Annotated in this window: 18 protein-coding genes; 12 read left to right on the top strand and 6 right to left on the bottom strand. The window is 71.6% G+C overall.

Annotated features, from left to right (window positions below):
• The first annotated feature begins 2 nt into the window (after positions 1 to 2).
• Complete coding sequence (locus HN013_RS06940; RefSeq protein WP_171164103.1) at positions 3 to 620, top strand: PH domain-containing protein; 618 nt, start codon at positions 3 to 5, stop codon at positions 618 to 620.
• On the opposite strand, the gene HN013_RS06935 is transcribed toward HN013_RS06940, so the two are convergent.
• Positions 605 to 1,552, bottom strand: a complete 948-nt coding sequence (locus HN013_RS06935) for a hypothetical protein (protein WP_212764043.1) — start codon at positions 1,550 to 1,552, stop codon at positions 605 to 607. The genes HN013_RS06940 and HN013_RS06935 overlap by 16 nt on opposite strands.
• Before the next feature lie 352 nt (positions 1,553 to 1,904).
• Here HN013_RS06935 and HN013_RS06930 point away from each other — a divergent pair, with 352 nt between their 5' ends.
• Complete coding sequence (locus tag HN013_RS06930; protein WP_171164101.1) at positions 1,905 to 2,477, top strand: DUF6879 family protein; 573 nt, start codon at positions 1,905 to 1,907, stop codon at positions 2,475 to 2,477.
• Here HN013_RS06930 and HN013_RS06925 read toward each other — a convergent pair.
• A complete protein-coding gene (locus tag HN013_RS06925; protein WP_171164099.1) occupies positions 2,440 to 3,252 on the bottom strand; it encodes a class I SAM-dependent methyltransferase in 813 nt (270 codons plus the stop codon). The two genes, HN013_RS06930 and HN013_RS06925, sit on opposite strands and share 38 nt — an antisense overlap.
• A gap of 124 nt (positions 3,253 to 3,376) precedes the next feature.
• Between HN013_RS06925 and HN013_RS06920 the strand changes: the two genes are divergently transcribed.
• From HN013_RS06920 to HN013_RS06895, 6 genes are all read left to right on the top strand, one after another.
• Entirely contained in the window at positions 3,377 to 4,615 is a 1,239-nt protein-coding gene (locus tag HN013_RS06920) for a helix-turn-helix domain-containing protein (RefSeq protein ID WP_171164097.1), read from the top strand.
• Positions 4,616 to 4,820: 205 nt separating this feature from the next.
• Positions 4,821 to 5,162, top strand: a complete 342-nt coding sequence (locus HN013_RS06915; protein ID WP_171164095.1) for a DUF6415 family natural product biosynthesis protein — start codon at positions 4,821 to 4,823, stop codon at positions 5,160 to 5,162.
• A 475-nt stretch (positions 5,163 to 5,637) separates the two neighbouring features.
• Positions 5,638 to 6,027, top strand: coding sequence for a hypothetical protein (locus tag HN013_RS06910; RefSeq protein ID WP_312018524.1), 390 nt, complete (start codon positions 5,638 to 5,640; stop codon positions 6,025 to 6,027).
• 354 nt (positions 6,028 to 6,381) lie between these two features.
• Positions 6,382 to 6,537, top strand: coding sequence for a hypothetical protein (locus tag HN013_RS32305; protein WP_212764091.1), 156 nt, complete (start codon positions 6,382 to 6,384; stop codon positions 6,535 to 6,537).
• A 410-nt stretch (positions 6,538 to 6,947) separates the two neighbouring features.
• Positions 6,948 to 7,310 carry a hypothetical protein gene (locus tag HN013_RS06900; protein ID WP_171164093.1) on the top strand — a complete coding sequence of 121 codons (363 nt, stop codon included), beginning with the start codon at positions 6,948 to 6,950 and terminating at the stop codon, positions 7,308 to 7,310.
• Between the two features lie 183 nt (positions 7,311 to 7,493).
• Entirely contained in the window at positions 7,494 to 8,090 is a 597-nt protein-coding gene (locus HN013_RS06895; RefSeq protein WP_171164091.1) for a YceI family protein, read from the top strand.
• Between the two features lie 55 nt (positions 8,091 to 8,145).
• Here HN013_RS06895 and HN013_RS06890 read toward each other — a convergent pair whose 3' ends face one another.
• The 3 genes from HN013_RS06890 to HN013_RS06880 all read right to left on the bottom strand — a co-directional run bounded on the left by HN013_RS06890 (position 8,146) and on the right by HN013_RS06880 (position 11,569).
• Positions 8,146 to 9,834: a phospho-sugar mutase gene (locus HN013_RS06890; protein WP_171164088.1), complete on the bottom strand. Its 1,689-nt coding sequence runs from the start codon at positions 9,832 to 9,834 to the stop codon at positions 8,146 to 8,148.
• A gap of 235 nt (positions 9,835 to 10,069) precedes the next feature.
• A complete protein-coding gene (locus HN013_RS06885) occupies positions 10,070 to 10,891 on the bottom strand; it encodes a purine-nucleoside phosphorylase (RefSeq protein WP_171164087.1) in 822 nt (273 codons plus the stop codon).
• Between the two features lie 240 nt (positions 10,892 to 11,131).
• The gene (locus HN013_RS06880) at positions 11,132 to 11,569 is read right to left on the bottom strand and encodes a gamma-glutamylcyclotransferase (protein WP_171164085.1); all 438 of its coding nucleotides are present in this window, start codon (positions 11,567 to 11,569) and stop codon (positions 11,132 to 11,134) included.
• Positions 11,570 to 11,700: 131 nt separating this feature from the next.
• Here HN013_RS06880 and HN013_RS06875 point away from each other — a divergent pair, with 131 nt between their 5' ends.
• A complete protein-coding gene (locus HN013_RS06875) occupies positions 11,701 to 13,125 on the top strand; it encodes an NAD(P)H-quinone dehydrogenase (protein WP_171164083.1) in 1,425 nt (474 codons plus the stop codon).
• A 168-nt stretch (positions 13,126 to 13,293) separates the two neighbouring features.
• Positions 13,294 to 14,319 (top strand): DeoR/GlpR family DNA-binding transcription regulator, encoded by a 1,026-nt coding sequence (locus HN013_RS06870; RefSeq protein WP_249374809.1) that lies wholly within the window; start codon positions 13,294 to 13,296, stop codon positions 14,317 to 14,319.
• Between the two features lie 37 nt (positions 14,320 to 14,356).
• Here the strand turns inward: HN013_RS06870 and HN013_RS06865 are convergent, their stop codons facing one another.
• Entirely contained in the window at positions 14,357 to 14,953 is a 597-nt protein-coding gene (locus HN013_RS06865) for a TetR/AcrR family transcriptional regulator (protein WP_398978681.1), read from the bottom strand.
• A gap of 130 nt (positions 14,954 to 15,083) precedes the next feature.
• On the opposite strand from HN013_RS06865, the gene HN013_RS06860 reads away from it, so the two are divergent.
• Positions 15,084 to 15,365, top strand: coding sequence for a type II toxin-antitoxin system Phd/YefM family antitoxin (locus tag HN013_RS06860; protein WP_171164079.1), 282 nt, complete (start codon positions 15,084 to 15,086; stop codon positions 15,363 to 15,365).
• Positions 15,362 to 15,607: a type II toxin-antitoxin system RelE/ParE family toxin gene (locus tag HN013_RS06855; RefSeq protein ID WP_171164077.1), complete on the top strand. Its 246-nt coding sequence runs from the start codon at positions 15,362 to 15,364 to the stop codon at positions 15,605 to 15,607. Before HN013_RS06860 ends, HN013_RS06855 begins: the two co-directional genes overlap by 4 nt.
• The last annotated feature ends 71 nt before the right edge of the window (positions 15,608 to 15,678 follow it).

Raw genomic sequence — 15,678 nt, 5'->3', positions numbered from 1 at the left:
ACATGACGAGGTCTCCAGAAGCTCCGGAATTCGCCGATCGCAGATACCGCTCGTCCGCCGGCATCGCCAGTGGCGTGCTGCTGCTGGCGCTGGCGGCCTGGCTGGGCGGCGACGCGATCGTGCGCGGCGGGGGGCGGACGCCCTGGCTGGCCCTGGCGGGACTGCTGTTCCTGGTGCCCCTGGTCGTCGCGTTCACCATCCGCCCGGCGGTGTCGGCCTCGGAGGACCGCCTCCTGATCCGCAATCCCTTCCGGACGATCACCCTCCCGTGGTCCCGTGTCGCCACCGTCCGCGCGGGCTACTCCAGCGAAGTGCTCACCGACGGCGCCAAGTACCAGCTCTGGGCCATCCCCGTCTCCCTCCGCCAGCGCAAGCGCGCCGCCCGCCGCCAACAGCGCTCCGCCGCCGAGGGCCTCGCCGACCGCGTCACCGTCCCCACCACGGACACCACGCCGCGCTCGCCCTCCGACCAGGCCATCGACGACCTCCGCGAGCTCGCGGAGCGCTGCGCCGAGCGGGAGGGTGCCCAGGGGGAGAGCTCCGTCCGCTGGGCCTATGAGGTGATCGTGCCGTCGGTGGTGGGGCTGGTGCTGTGCGTGGTGCTCTACGCCGTCATCTGACCGTGGGGGAGGGGGGTGGATTGCGCGCCATCGTCCCGGATGCCTTGCGCTTCCCGGCAGTCCCTGCACAGGTTTCCGGTACTGGAGCCTGCCGGACGGAACGCGCGCTCGCATCCGTCGCAGGTCCGCAGGGGGCGGGGTGCGGCGGGCCTGGCGGGCTCCGCCCCGGCTGCCGAGGGCGTTGGCGGCCCCAGCAGTCCGGCTGGCCCGGTGGGCAGAGCCGGTGGCAGCCAGTGCGTCAGCCGGTACTGGAGGAGTCTCGCGGGCCAGGCGATGTGGCCGACGGGCAGGTCCGCCGTGAGCGTGCGGGTGACCTGGACGGGCCCGACCCCACGGTCCAGCCAGGCGCGGACCGCCGGGGCGAGCCGTACGACGTCCTTCTCGGAGAGGAGAAGGCGGGGGTCGTGGCGGCGGAGGGCGGCGAGGAGGTCGGCGGCGGGCTGATCGGGGGCGGCGGGGGTGCTGGTGGGCTCTTCGGCGTCAGCGTGTGGAGATTTCGGTGCACGCGGGGGAGGGATATGCGGCGTTTGAGGCTTTTCCTCCGCCCGCAGCCACCTTTTTTCGAGGTCGACGGGCGTGGGTGTGGGCGCGGGTGCGGGCTCCGGTGCCGGTGCGGCGGCGCGCACGACGGGGGCAACGGGCGCGACAACCCTCGCCGCCGCCACCCGCGCGGAGTTGAGGGCGCCCGGACGCTCGTACCAGCGCGTGACGCTGACCACCTGCCCGCCCTCGGTACGCACCCGCCTGCGCTCCAAGTACCCGGCCCGCTCCAGCTCGCGCAGGGCGCGCGCGATGGTGACCTCGCCCTCCCGGAAGCGCCGCGTGAGGTCCTTGATGCCGACGTGCGCCCCGTCCGGCAGCGACTGCACATGGACCCCGATGCCGATCGCCACCAGCGACAAGTCGGGATGCTGGGCCAAGTGGTTGCCCACGATCGTGAAATGAGAAGTGTGCCGGTGCCGGAGGTGAACCACTCCGGCGCGCGCCTGCGCGCTAGACTGCGTCTCAGTCATGGGGAAGGTCTTCGCTTCCTCGATGATCAGGCCCTCGCCCGGGATTGCCGTCCCGGCGGGGGCCGTCGTCGTTTTCAGGTTGTCGCCGCGACCGTACCGCGCGGTCCCTCCCACGAGCCACCGCGTCACCTGATGGAGTGACACGGGTGGTTGGGTGGGTATTGGTTTCTCTCTCCCGTTCTTTAAGTAGGCGTCGGGCGCGGCCGGTTGGCGGCCCACCGGGTCGCGGCGAGCGCGATCCGGTTGCTTCGTTCCCAAGGGGGCTGCTCGAGTGCCGGAGTTCGTACCGCAGGAGCGGATCGCCGAGTTCATCAACGACGGCTTCGAGCACACGGCTTGGCGACTGGAGACGCGCACCGGCTACGCCTCGGACCAGGCGATGCCGTCGTACCAGGAGTTCCTGCGGACCGGCGACACAGCGGGCGAGGTCGGACATCGGTGGTTCGACAACGTGCGGCGCATGGTGGCGTCCGGAAAGCGATTCGAACGGGTACGGCTCGTCGACAACCCGCCGACGACGGGACAGCGCTACCTGCTGGCCTGCGGTCGCACCAACGTCGCAGCGGGCGAGGGCATCCGGTGTCTCTGGCGTGACGACGCCGAACGGTACGGAGTGAACCTCTCCGACTTCTGGCTGTTCGACTCGCGAACAGTGGCTCGTTTCCACTTCGACGGCGAGCGCACCGTGGGCATGGAGCTCGTCACGGAGCCCACGGAGGTGCTGCGGGCCTGCCAGATTCGTGATGCGGCGTGGCACTACGCCGTTCGGTACGAGGAATTCAGGGCTACCAGCGGGCGCGGAGGTTTCACGGCCTGCAGATCAACAGGCCGCCGAGAGACGTGATGTCGAAACTCCCATGCCTGTCGAGATGCGCGCTCAGAATGGCGCGCGTGTGACCGATGGTTTCCTGGAACGGGACTTCGCGTTGGTCGGCCCACGCACGGTACGACTCCATGTGCGCGATGACGGGATCGGGCTTGTGAACGGTGATGATCCCCGGTAGCTCCAGCAGCTCGATACGGCTGAACACGGCGCCGAGCAACTCGTGGGCCCGCTCCACCGGAAAGCGCGAGCTCAGCGAGAGACGGGCCGGTCCCCGTTCCACCCCGAGAGACCGGCCGGCCGCCTGACGCCACAGCTCGTCCAGTTCCGCCTTGTCGCGCGCGCTGTTGGTCGACACGATCACTGTGCCGTCGTCCGTCATCACCCGCGCCAATTCGCGGATCGCGGCCTGGATGTCGTGCACGTGGTAGAGCATGTGCAGAGCCAAAACACCACCGACACTGTTCGCACGCAGCGGCAACCGCACCGCATCGGCCACTGCCACGGGGCGAGGGACGGGACCGAGGATCCCGGCGGAGATGTCGAACCCCAGCAAGCGCAGGTCGGGCCGCACTTCGCGCAGCCGCCTGATGAACGTGCCGTTCCCGCAGCCGACATCGACGACGGTTCCGCGGACGTGGTGAACTCGATCGGCGACGATGCCGGGCAGGTCGTAGCGGGGCGCCTGCCATGCGTAGAGCGACTGGCGGGCGGCCAGATCGCGGTCTGTGTTGTAGGCGCTTCCCGTCAGGACTCTCCGGTCCGTGACTGCGGGGCCGGCGGAATGGTCAGTCATGTCATGACCTCCTCGACTTGGTGCGAAGCGCGCGAATCGAACCGCTCGACTGCCTGGGCGGATCGGTATGCGGCCACAGGTGAACAACAGTCACGCCCTCCCCGTGGAGGCGTAGCGTCGGAGGATGGGAAGCGAACACCTGGGTGATCGTGTGGGAAGGCTGCGGCGGATGGCCGGGCTTACGCAGGAGGGGCTGGCGGGGCGGGCCGGGGTGTCGGTGGATGTGGTGCGGAAGCTGGAGCAGCGGCGGAAGCACTCGGCCAGGCTGCCGACTCTGCACGCTCTGGCCAAGGGGCTCGGCGTGGAGGTCACGGCGCTGCTGGGCGATCCGCCCGGTGTCGCCTCCACGGGGCAGGCCGAGCCGCCTCAACTGGTGGCCGTCAGACGGGCGATCGCGCCCCCGCTGTTCGCGGTGCCCCCCGAACCGGACGGGGTCGAGACCTTGACGTTGCCGCTGCTGCGGGCCGCGATCGAGGAGGCGTGGACGCTGTACCACGACGCGGAGTTCGGGCGTCTCATGGAGGTGCTGCCGGGGGTCATCGCGGACAGCCGGCTGGCCGCGTCCGTGAGGGACGATCGCCAAAGAGCCGCAGGCCAGGCCGCTTTGGCGAAGACGTTACAGCTCGGCGGGCACCTGTCGATCCGCCTGGGCAAGACCGACCTCGCGATCTTCGCCCTGGAGCGGGCGATCACTGCCGCCGAGGCGTCGCGGGATCCCCTGCTCCCCGCGATGATCTGCAACTCCATGGCCTGGGCGTACCAGCGTCAGAACCGGCTGGACGACGCGATGAACCTGGCCGTTCACGCGGCCGACGGCGTCGAGCGGGACCACGTGCACCGCGCCGAGGGCGTACGCGTCTGGGGCGGCCTGCTGATGTCCGCCGCCACCAGTTCCGCCCGATCCGGCGACTACGGCACTGCCGACGACATGATGCGCACGGCCGAGCAGGCAGCGGGCCGCCTGGCCACCATGCCCCCGGCGCCCAACGGCAAACTGGTCAGTGTCTTCAGCCGGTCCTCCGTGCGCATCGAACGCGTACGCCTGGCGGTCCAGCACGCCCACCCGCAGGAGGCCGTCCGCCTCGCCCGGGGTATGCGGCTGAGCGCCGACATCCCGCCGTCCTGGCGGACCTGGCTGCTCCTGGACCTGGCCCGCGCCCACACGGATCTCGGCAACGTACCCGAAGCGGTCCGCACGTTGGAGAAGCTGCACCGCACGGCCCCGGCCTGGATACGGCACCACACCCTGGCCGTCGCCACTGTCACGGACCTGATGTCCGGCCCCGCGCACCCGCCGGGGCTGCGCAGGCTGGCCGAGTTCCTGGGGATCGTGGAAGGGGATTGGCGAAGCGCCGAAAAGTAGGACGCTGCGTCCCTGTGGAATCGCCGGTGGTCCCTGCAGCCTTGCCGCGATGGAATCGGTGGCACCCGGGATGTGAAACCCGATGCCGTCCGGCGAACCGGCGCACGCGTCCGGCGATGCGCCCGTACCAGAACGGAACCAGGCGATCACCATGCCACCGGCCGAGCCCTCGCGCAGCCGCAGCGACGACCCGCACCCGCCGGTCATGACCTTGATGACCGGCGACGTCGAGCCCCTCGACCTCGTCACCATCCGTGCCACCGTCCGCCGCGCCCTCCAAGTGCGGGCGCGTCCGCCCCGGGCCGCCGAAGTGCGGGAGATCACCGTGACGTTGCGCAAGCACGTGCGGCGCATGTTGCGGGTGGCTCGTAGTCGGGCGGAGGAGGTGGAGCAGGGGACGATGGCGTGGATTCAGTGGACGGCGCTGATTCACCGGGTGGAGGACGACCTCGACCGTGTTGCCGAACCCGGCCGGACAGCGGCGGCGATGTACATGGACGACCTCGGTCGCACCTGCCGTCGGCTGGCCGACTGCCTGGACGAGTGACGGAGCGGTGGCCGTCGGGCAGGGGCGGGGAGAGGAAGGGGGCCACAGTTCAACTTCCGTGCGCTCATTTCCTCCAGCGGGGGCTGAGTGGTGGGGAGTTGACGGAGGGGTGGGGTGAGCGTTGCGGCTTGTGAGCGGGGTGGGGGAGGGCGGGCTTTCGCGGTGTCGGTGCGGCGGCCTCCGGGCTGGTCGGACAGGTGTCAGTGGGTGTGCCGGCGAGTTCCGGGTATCTCCGTAGGCGGGGCTTCGCTGCGGACGGCGTTCTGGTGTCGCATTCACGTGCGAATGCGCTCTCCGGGGTCGGACTGTGTGACTTGACGTGCAATCTGAATGGCCGATAAATACCGTGCTCGCGGCGGAAAAGTTTCCCCTCGTTTCCGCTCCGCACCCTTCGGAGGGCGGTGAAGGGCCGTGCTTCCGCATTCCCTGCGCCATGCGTTCCGCGTGCCCTCCGGATAAGAATTCTCAGGAATTAGTGAACCCCCAAAGGAGAATCGTATCCGCTCTTCGCCGTTCCCGGCTGACCGCCGCCTTCCTGACCGTCGCCGCCTCCGGCCTCATCCTCGGCCAGGCCACCGCCGCGCACGCGGACGACCACGGGCGGGGCGGTGGGCCGGTGCTGGTCGTCTCGCCGGCGCCCGGCAAGCTCACCAAGGCCCACTCCGAGGTGACGACGTACTCGTACGACCCGAAGGCGTCATCGTCGTCGGACTCCGCCGGCGACTCGTCGAGCTCCGGTTCGTCCGCCGGCAGCGCTGTCGCGCCCCAAGCTCCCAGCGGGCCGTTGGCGAACGCCACCGACACCGCCAAGTCGGTCGTGTCCAGTGCGGCCGGTGGTGCGTCCGGCACGGTCGGCTCCCTCTGAGTCGTCCGCTCGCGGAGACATCGCCGGAGCACGCTTGCAGCCGGGCGTGCTCCGGCCCGTCCCGGCTCCGGCCGGGGCCCACCCGACGACGAAGGGAAGCGGTCTCAATGAATGAGATGAACGGGATGAACGAACGGCAGGCGCCCGACCGTCGGGGGCTCCGGCCGGCTTTGGTGGCGGCGCTCTCGGGAGTGGCCGCGCTGAGTCTCCTGGCCGGTGGTCAGGCACCGTCCGCACGAGCGGCCGACGCGCCCCACGGCTCCAAGCTGTTCACAAAGCCCGGGGATTACAGCTTCACAGTGCCCAAGGGGGTGACTGTGACTGCGGTCACCGTTTCGCTCTGGGGTGGAGGCGGTGGCGGGGCAGGCGGAGCCGGAGGGTCCGGTGGCGGGGGTGGGGGCGGTGGCGGCGACGCCGGCGATGGCGGTGGTGGCGGTGGCGGCGGCGGTGGTGGCGGTGGGGGCGGCGGCGGTGGAGGTGGTGGCGGTGGCAGCGCCGGAGCCTTTGTGAAGTGCCACCTCCCGCTGAAGAAGGGCAGCAGGAGCGTCTCGGGCCACGTCGGCAGAGCGGGCACCCCAGGAGCGGGTGGCAGTGGCGGCAGTGGCGGCAGCGGAGGCGGGGGCGGTGCCACCGCTTGGGGAGGCGGCAAGGACGGCACGAACGGCTCCAAGGGGAGCGGGGGCAAGGAAGGCGGCAGCGGAAGCAACTCGGTCGCTTACGCGGTTGGCTACTCGTACAGCCTCGACCGCGGCGCGGCGCATGCCGAGGGTGGAAAGCCTGGTCGCACAGGGCTTTCGCCCTCGGGTGGTGGTGGCGCCGAGGGTGGCTACAACGCCAAGACCTCCAAGGGCTACGGAGGGAAGGGCGGCGGTCCGTCCGGGCGTGCGAACGGCGGCCAGGGCGGGTCGGGAGCGAACGGGATGGGCTGCGAAGCTCTGCCCATCGAGGGCGTCCACGGAGCCGCAGGGAAGAAAGGCGGCACCAGCGGCGCCGGTGCGCGCGGCGAGAACGGGCAGTTTCAAAACCGCGGCGGCACGATCACGGGCGGCGGCGCGGGCGGGGCCGGCGGAGCCGGCGGGACGGCCCCGGGCAAGTACGGCTGCGGCGGAGCGGGCGGAACCGGCGGCGAAGGCGGCGACTCGGGCTTCGGCGGAGAGGGCGGCAACGGCAACAAGCACACCGGCAACGGCGGCAAGGGGCGGAACGGTTTCCGCGGGTACCCCGGAGAGCCGGGCAAGGCGGGCAAGGCCGGTTGCGGCGGGGCGGTCCTCATCGAGTGGTGACGGGCTCCGTCACCACTCGGCCGGGGACGGGAATCGCGATGCGGCTGTGGGGGACGGGAATTGAGAGACCGCCTTCCTGTCCCCGGCGCCGCCTGACGTGGGGGTTCTCCCCGCCGGAATGCATCCCTTTCCGTCCCGGTACTACCCTGGCGGCAAGGGCACGACGGTGCCCGTGGAGCCGCCATGGCCAGCAGCAACATCACCAGATGGTTCTTCGAGCCGGGCCACACCGGTGTCGAATTCCGGGCGCGCCACATGATGGTCACGTACGTGCGCGGGCACATCAAGGACGTTCACGGTTCCCTCGAAGTCGATCCCGACCACCCGGAGAACGCGCGGGTCGAGGTGACCATGGACGCCACGCAGGTGTGGACCGGACAACCGCAGCGCGACGCCCATCTCCGCAGCGCCGACTTCTTCGACGTCGAGCATCACCCGGCCTGGACGTTCACCGGAACGCAGGTGAGGCAGCTGAGCGCCACCGAGTTCGCGGTCGACGGTGACCTCACGGTGCGGGGCGTGACGCGGCCGGTGACGCTCGACATGACCTATCTGGGGCAGTGGGACACCCCGTGGTGGGAGGACGGGCGTGACCTCGGTCCCCGGCGGCGTGCCGGGTTCACCGGGAGGACGCGTATCAACCGGCAGGACTTCGGCGTCAGTTGGAACGACTCCGTCGACCGGGGCGGCGTCGTGGTCAGTGACCTGATCGACGTCCGCGTCGACGCTGAGGCCGTCCAGGCCGTCCAGGCCGTCCAGGCCGTTCAGCAGGAACCGTAGGCGAGCGACGGCGAAGGCCCCGCCCCCGTGCGCCGGGAACAGGGCCTGCGACGGGTCAGATACCCGCCGCCTCCGCCAGGTCCTTCTTGATCGCCGCGAGGACGTCCGCCGCCCGGCGCCGCGCGTCGGCGAGGGCCGTCGCGGAGCCGACCGGGACGACGACCTCCAGGTAGCACTTGAGCTTCGGCTCGGTGCCGCTCGGGCGGACGATCACCCGGGCGCCCGAGACGGTGCCCTCGGCGTCACCCGAAAGGTGGTACCGCAGGCCGTCGGTCGGCGGCAGTGCGGCCGAGCCCTCGGCCAGGTCCTCCGCCGTGGCGACGGCGAGGCCGGCCAGGGCGGACGGGGGCTGCTCGCGCAGCCGCCGCATGGCGTCGGCGATCAGGGACAGGTCCTGGACGCGGACCGAGAGCTGGTCCGTGGCGTGCAGGCCGTGCTCGACGGCCAGGTCGTCGAGGAGGTCGGTGAGGGTGCGGCCCTTCTCCTTGAGCTCGGCGGCCAGCTCGGCGACGAGCAGGGCGGCGGTGATGCCGTCCTTGTCACGGACGCCCTCCGGGTCCACGCAGTAGCCCAGCGCCTCCTCGTAGGCGTAGCGCAGGCCGTCGGCGCGGGCCAGCCACTTGAAGCCGGTGAGGGTCTCCTCGTAGGAGGTGCCGGTGCTCGTGGCGGCGATGCGGGAGAGCAGGGACGACGAGACGATCGTCGTCGCGAAGGTGCCGATCGCGTTCTTGTGCACCAGGTGCTCGGCCAGCAGCGCGCCGACCTCGTCGCCGCGCAGCATCCGCCAGCCCTCGGCGGAGGCGGGGTCGGGCACGGCGACGGCGCAGCGGTCGGCGTCCGGGTCGTTGGCGATGATGATGTCCGGCGCCTCGCCCCGGGCGGCCGCGTCGCGGGCCGTGGCGAAGGACAGGTCCATCGCGCCCGGCTCCTCCGGGTTGGGGAAGGCGACGGTCGGGAACTCCGGGTCCGGCTCGGCCTGCTCGGCGACGACGACCGGGGCCGGGAAGCCGGCGCGGGCGAAGGCGGCGGTCAGGACGGTGCGGCCGACGCCGTGCAGCGGCGTGTAGACGACGCGCACGTCGCGGGCGGAACCGGCGGTCAGGACGGCGTCCGTCCGCTCCAGGTACGCCTCGACGACGGTGTCGCGGAGGGTCTCCCAGCCGGCCGACGGGCGGGGCACGTCGTCCAGGCTCGCGACGGCGGCGATCTCGGCGGCGATCCCGGCGTCGGCCGGGGGCACGATCTGGGAGCCGTCGCCCAGGTAGACCTTGTAGCCATTGTCGCGCGGCGGGTTGTGGCTGGCGGTCACCTCGACACCGGCCACGGCACCCAGGTGGCGGATGGCGAAGGCGAGGACCGGGGTGGGCAGGGGGCGGGGGAGGAGCGCCGCCTTGAGGCCCGCGCCGACCATGACGGCCGCCGTGTCGCGGGCGAAGTCCGCGCTCTTGTGACGGGCGTCATAGCCGATGACGACGGTGCCGCCGGGATTGCCCTGCTTCTTGAGGTACGCGGCGAGGCCCGCCGCCGCCCGGATGACCACGGCGCGGTTCATCCGCATCGGGCCCGCGCCCAGCTCGCCGCGGAGGCCGGCGGTGCCGAACTGCAGGGTGCCGGCGAAGCGGGCCGCCAGCTCGGGCAGGTTCTCGGCGTCGATCAGCTCGGCGAGCTCGGCGCGGGTCTCGGGGTCGGGGTCCTCGGCGAGCCAGGTCCGGGCTCGGGTGAGGAGGTCTCGCTCCTGCTCCACGATGTTCCTCCGGGGGTTGTCTGGTGCGATGCGATGCGATGCGTGCGGTGCGGTGTGTGGTGCGGGTACGGCGCGGGCGGGCGGCGGTGGCGTCCGGGGGCACTGGTACGTGTGTTCCCCGATTCACCGGGAAGGGCTCACGCCCGGCCGGAAGGGGCTCGACACGCGCCGGAGGCGCGGGCCCGCCCACCGGCTGCCCGCCGTGGGTGGGCCCGCGCCTCCGGGCGGCGGGCCGTCACAGGCGGGGCAGCACCTGCGCCAGCAGCGAGCCCATGCGGGCGGCCGAGTCACGGCCGGCCTGGAGCACCTCTTCGTGGTTGAGGGGCTCGCCGGTCATGCCCGCGGCCAGGTTGGTGACGAGGGAGATGCCGAGCACCTCCGCGCCCGCCTCGCGCGCCGCGATCGCTTCCAGGGTGGTGGACATGCCGACCAGGTCCGCGCCCAGGGTACGGATCATCTTGATCTCGGCCGGCGTCTCGTAGTGCGGGCCGGGGAACTGGACGTACACGCCCTCTTCGAGGGTCGGGTCGACCTCCTTGCACAGGGTGCGGAGGCGGGACGAGTACAGGTCGGTGAGGTCGACGAAGTTGGCGCCGACGATCGGCGAGGTCGCCGTGAGGTTGATGTGGTCGCTGATCAGCACCGGCTGGCCGGGGCGCATGCCCTCGCGCAGGCCGCCGCAGCCGTTGGTCAGGACGACGGTCTTGCAGCCGGCGGCGACGGAGGTGCGCACGCCGTGCACGACGGCGGCGACGCCGCGGCCCTCGTAGTAGTGCGTACGGCCGAGGAAGACGAGCGCGCGCTTGTCGTTGACCTTGTACGAGCGCACGGTGCCCGCGTGGCCGGCGACGGCGGCGGCGGAGAAGCCCGGGAGCTCGGTGACCGGGAACTCGGTCTCGGGGGTGCCGAGCGCCTCGGTGGCGGGAACCCAGCCGGAGCCCATGACCAGGGCGACGTCGTGGGTCTCGGCGCCCGTGAGCTCGCGCAGGCGGGCGGCGGCGGCGTCGGCCGCGGCGTACGGGTCGGCCTGGATGTCCGGAGTAACTGATGCGTTCACGCGGACGAGGGTAACCGGTCGGCGCCTACGCGCGTAGATGTCGCAGGTTACGGTCTTGCGACTGTTCCTTCGTCGTATCCCACGAGAGGTCCGGAAGGTGGCCCTGCGGGTGCAGTTCCGCGAGGCGCGGGAGGGTGCCCCAACCCCGCCCTTTCACCGTTTCTTGCAGGGGCTGTGCCCCCGCACCCCCCGAAGCGCGCTTCGCGCGCTGTCCTCAAACGCCGGACGGGCTGTCGTGCCTCAGCACGGCCGCTTGCGCAGCTCCATCACATAGTCGTGCGGCGCCCCCGCCGACTCCGCCGCGTCCGCGATCTCGCCCAGGTAGCGGGCGGAGGGCAGGCCGCCCTCGTAGCCGTTGAGGACGTAGATCCAGGCGGTCTCCTCGCCGTCCAGGGTGTGCACCCGGACGCGCATGCGCCGGTAGATGCCGAGGCCGACGCCCTCCCAACGGTCCATCGACTCCTCGTCCATCGGAGCGATGTCGTAGAGGGCGACGAAGACCTGTGACTGCGGCTCCTCCACCACGGTGGCCAGGGCGCCCTCCCAGCCCATCTGCTCCCCGCCGAAGGTCAGGCGCCAGTCGGCGAGCCAGCCCGTGCCGCGCAGCGGCGAGTGGGGGGCGCGGCGCGTCATCAGCCGCGCGTCGAGGTTGCCGGCGTACGCGGCGTAGAGCGACATGGTTCTGAGGGTACGGGAGTGAGGCGGGACCGCATTTGGGATGGCAGTCTCGAAGGGAGCACGTACGCCGTCGCGCGGCGGCCGGAACCACCGGAGGCCCCGGAAGGAGTCGCTTTGATGGGTGCGGGACAATGGAGTACGTGACTCGGATCGTGATCATCGGTGGCGGACCCGGCGGCTATGAGGCGGCGCTCGTCGCCGCGCAGCTCGGTGCGGAGGTGACCGTCGTCGACTGCGACGGTCTGGGCGGGGCGTCGGTGCTCACCGACTGCGTGCCCTCGAAGACGCTCATAGCGACGGCGGAGGTGAGGACCTCCTTCGACTCGTCGTACGAGGAGCTGGGGATCACCGTCGACGACGGCGCCGTGATCGGGGTGGACCTGGGGAAGGTCAACCGCAGGGTGAAGCGGCTGGCGCTGGCCCAGTCGCACGACATCACGGCCTCCGTGACCCGCGCGGGAGGCCGGGTGCTGCGCGGCCGGGGCCGGCTCGACCCGGTGCGGGAGGCCGACGGCACCCGCCGGGTGATCGTGCGGGCGGCCGACGGCGCCGAGGAGACGCTGTCCGCCGACGCGGTGCTGATCGCCACCGGCGCCCACCCCCGGGAGATTCCGGACGCGCTGCCGGACGGCGAGCGGATCCTCAACTGGACCCAGGTCTACGACCTGGACGCGCTGCCCGAGGAGCTCATCGTGGTGGGCTCCGGCGTCACCGGCGCCGAGTTCGCGGGCGCCTACCAGGCGCTGGGCTCGGAGGTCACCCTGGTCTCCTCGCGCGACCGGGTGCTGCCGGGCGAGGACCCGGACGCGGCCGCCGTGCTGGAGGACGTCTTCCGGCGCCGCGGCATGAACGTCATGGCGCGCTCGCGGGCGCAGGCCGCCAAGCGGGTGGGCGACCGGGTGGAGGTCACCCTGGCCGACGGACGGGTCATCAGCGGCACGCACTGCCTGATGGCGGTGGGCTCGATCCCGAACTCCGCCGACATGGGCCTGGAGGAGTCCGGCGTCCGGCTGACGGAGTCCGGGCACATCTGGACCGACAAGGTCTCGCGCACGAGCGCCCCGGGCGTCTACGCGGCCGGCGACTGCACCGGTGTGCTCGCCCTCGCCTCGGTCGCCGCCATGCAGGGCCGGATCGCGATGTACCACTTCCTGGGTGACGCGGTGGCACCGCTCAACCTCAAGGCTGTATCTGCGAACGTATTTACGGATCCGGAGATTGCCACGGTCGGGTATTCCCAGGCCGACGTCGACAAGGGCCTGATTGACGCCCGGGTCGTCAAGCTGCCGCTGCTGCGCAATCCCCGCGCGAAGATGCAGGGAATCAGGGACGGATTCGTCAAGATGTTCTGCCGTCCCGGCACGGGCATCGTGGTCGGCGGCGTGGTGGTGGCCCCGCGCGCCAGCGAGCTGATTCATCCGATTGCGATCGCGGTCGACAACAATCTGACCGTGGAACAGATCGCGAACGCGTTCACGGTGTACCCGTCCCTGTCCGGGTCTGTCGCGGAAGTGGCGCGTCAGCTGCACACGCGCAAGGCGCAGCGGGAGAGCTGAGGCCGGGGGGACCGGAGGAGGCGCCTCTCCTTCCGGTTCCCTATACCACTTCTTGGGTTGCGCGACGAACAACTTCCGTTAGTTGGTGCAACCTGCTGAAAGCAGATGGTCGTTGGCGTTACTGTCGGTTTCGTGTTCGCTGCAGAACGTCGTCAATTGATCCTCGAAATGGTGCGCGCCAACGGAGCGGTATCGCTGCGTGAGCTCGCCCGCGTTGTCCAGACCTCCGAAGTGACCGTGCGGCGTGACGTACGGGCGCTCGAAGCCGAAGGACTGCTCGACCGCCGGCACGGCGGTGCGGTGCTGCCGGGTGGTTTCACCAGGGAGTCCGGCTTCCCGCAGAAATCCCATCTAGCGACCGCGGAGAAGACGGCCATCGCCGATCTCGCGGCGAGCTTCGTCGAGGAGGGCGAAGCCGTCGTCGTCGGCGCCGGTACGACCACGCAGGAGCTGGCCCGCCGGCTCGCGCGTGTACCGGGGCTGACCGTGGTGACCAACTCCCTGCTCGTCGCCCAGGCGCTCGCCCACGCCAACCGGGTCGAGGTCGTGATGACCGGTGGCACCCTGCGCGGCTCCAACTACGCGCTGGTCGGCAGTGGCGCCGAGCAGTCCCTCCAGGGGCTGCGGGTGTCCCGGGCGTTCCTGTCCGGGAGCGGGCTGACCGCCGAGCGCGGCCTGTCCACGTCCAACATGCTCTCCGCCAGCGTCGACCGGGCGCTGGTGCAGGCCGCGGCCGAGGTCGTGGTCCTCGCGGACCACACCAAGCTCGGCACCGACACCATGTTCCAGACGGTGCCGACCGATGTGATCACCAGACTCGTGACCGACGAGCCCCCGCCGCACGACGAGCGGGCGTCGACGGAGCTCCAGGCTCTCGCCGACCAGGGCGTGCACATCGCGGTCGCGGGGCCCGGCGCGGGGTCGGGCCCGGGGACCGTGGGCACCCACGGGGAGGGAGGCCCACCGGCCCGCCGCCGGGACGCGCCGCCGCTGCCGGGGCAGCGGCGGGGCCATCCACTGGCAGAGGGCGGACGGCACGGCGGGCACGGCGGCCATGGCGGCCCGCACGGCCAGTCGTACTCGGGACCGGTCCAGGGCGGCCCGCCCGGTGTGCAGGCGCAGCTGCGGGGAGCCGTCTCCCTGGGCGAGCAGCAGTCGGCCCGGGTGGCGGACCTGGCGCCGCGGCGGCGGTAGGGCGCCGGAGGGGCACCGGATCCGCCGCCCCGGGAGGTCAGGCCCTCCCGGCGCCCGGCCGGATCCCCTCCAGCGTCAGCTTCAGCAGACGGTCGCCCAACTCCGGGTCCTCCGGTGCCTGTTCCACGGCCAGGGCGATCGCGTTGGTCAGCTGCAACAGGTCGGTGACGCCCAGATCGGGGCGGACCACGCCGGCCTGCTGCGCCCGCGCGAGCAGCGTGCCGCCCGCCTCGCGCATCGGCAGGCTGCACCGCGCCAGGTCGGACGCCTCGTCGCCCTGCGCGGCCATCAGGGCTCTCGCCAGCCCCCGGTACGTACTGGCGTGCGCCACGACGGCCCGCAGCCAGTCCACCAGCGCCCGGCACGGCTCCGGCGCCGCCAGCAGCTCCCGCGAGCGCGCCAGCAGCCCGTCCACCTCGCCCTGGAACACCGCGCACATCAGCGCCGTCCGGCTCGGGAAATGGCGGTACAGCGTCCCGATGCCCACCCCGGCCCGCCGCGCGACGTCCTCCAGCGAGGCGTCGGTGCCGTGCTCCGTGAAGGCGGTGCGGGCCTCCGTGAGCAGCCGCTCGTAGTTGCGGCGGGCGTCCGCGCGCATGGGTCGTGGTGACGGCGGTGCCGCCTCGGTCGTCATGTCCGTCCCGTCCTCCCCGGTCGCTCCCCCGCGGTGTCAAGGATGTCACGGGGGCGGGGGATGCCCGGCGGGTTCATTTCATACGAACGGGCGACTCTGTACGCAGGCGCTTGACGGTACTGTTTTGTGCATGGACACGTATCCACTCGTGGAAGCCCGGAACCAGCTCGGGCAGCTCGTGGGCCGCGTGCGGCACGGGCACGAGCACATCGTCATCACCGAGTACGGCAAGCCGGCGGCGGTTCTCGTCCCGATAGAGGAATTGAAGGAGTATCAGCGGCTTCGGGACGAGGTGGACCTGGCGCAGGCCAAGGCCGTCGCGGAAGATCCCGGGAGCCGGTGGATCCCGCATGACCAGGTCGAAGCGCTGCTGGCTGCGGACGAGGCCGCGGAGGGGAAGCCGGCTGCGTGACCTGGACCGTGGTGTGGGAGCACCACAGCGTGAGCGCCCTTCGCCGACTGCGTCCGGGCGACCCCACGGGAGCCAAGCTGTGCGTGGCAGCCGTGCGGGAACTGGCCGATGATCCATGCCCGGAAGGCGCCTCACCGTTGGGGGAGTCCGGATACCACCGACTGGCGGTCGGAGCCTGGCGGGTGCTTTACCTGGTGAGTGAGGACACGGTGCGTATCACCAACCTCGGACGCGTCGTCTGACGCGTAACGCGAGAGGGCCCCGGCCGGCATCATCAAGGATGCGACCGGGGCCCTCTCGCACGGGCGAACCC

Source organism: Streptomyces sp. I05A-00742 (genome assembly GCF_013055795.1).
In the GTDB taxonomy this organism is placed as follows: domain Bacteria; phylum Actinomycetota; class Actinomycetes; order Streptomycetales; family Streptomycetaceae; genus Streptomyces.
The sequence above is the reverse complement of the archived record's forward strand: the minus strand, read 5'-3'. Positions and strand labels throughout refer to the sequence as shown.